The 1,060-nt window shown below is 44.5% G+C and carries 1 protein-coding gene; it reads left to right on the forward strand.

Annotated elements, in window-relative coordinates; all coding sequences use genetic code 11:
* A partial coding sequence (locus R7127_RS26855; RefSeq protein WP_318148757.1) for an ImpA family metalloprotease occupies positions 1 to 1,060 on the forward strand: 1,060 nt, incomplete at both ends.

Here is a 1,060-nt window from a genome sequence, read left to right on the forward strand (position 1 = left end):
TTCAACGACACCATACTGATGACCAATAAAGCGATGGCGAGTGGCTACAAAGACCAAGCGTTGTCGATTGGTATTGCTGGTGAGCAAACTAATGGCCAGCGTTATGCTGTTTTAGGCAGTAACCCATTTCGAACCGCACAACGTTTTCCTGATTCTTCTAATGCGGCAATGACTCAATGGTTAAAAAACCTCGTTACTTGGTTGTCAGGTGGAGCTACTTCAAACGTCGTCATCGCGCAAATGGATCAGTCTTATTACTTTCCTGATGAGCAAGCGACGCGCAGTTGGTTAAATAACAATATTTCACCAGACCTGACATTTAATGAAGCTAACCTGTGCGACGGTTCAAAATTACTTAGCTGCTTGAAAGCCGATAAGCCAAACCTGTTGATTCTGTCACAACATTTGCTGTCAGGAGATACCAACCAACAGGTAATAGATGCGCTGGCTTATGCCGAGCAAGCTAAAATTCCGGTTCTATATCTGCATTGGGACGGTGGGCTGACCGATCTTGGCCGAGACATTTTGGCAAAATTCCATGTTGACTACGTGGGGGACAACTATTGGCGTAAGTTAGGTTTGGTCGATTGGGCACCTTCATCACTGATGAACTTTGTGCCAGATTCTGTCATCACGCAACAAGCGTTGTTATCCCGTTTCGAAACTCAAAACTTCAATGTTGATTTGTCCCAATGTGATGATAAATCATGCCCAGAAGTAGCGAACATGGACAGTCAGTTTTACGACGCTGCCAACAGCATTCGCCAATGGCTGAAATCACTTGATGAGCAAAAAATCTCGTTGTTTGAACAAGATGGTTATCAATACGAAAAGCTGATGGTGTTATTGGCGGATCATTATCGTCAAACGGCCTCCTTTCCAATGGATAAGCAGTCTACGGGGACGACTGAATTTTTGAAATCGTACTTCGCGGACTACGTTCAATACAATAGGCGTCGCATCAACCCAAAACAACCAAAGATGGGAAACTGCAGCCGCAGGGAATTTGGGACCGATGTAAAGAGAATTGATACTACTGTGAAGATGGAGTCTAAACGCG

This window comes from Vibrio sp. 1159 (genome assembly GCF_033340395.1).
GTDB classification, from domain to species: domain Bacteria; phylum Pseudomonadota; class Gammaproteobacteria; order Enterobacterales; family Vibrionaceae; genus Vibrio; species Vibrio alginolyticus.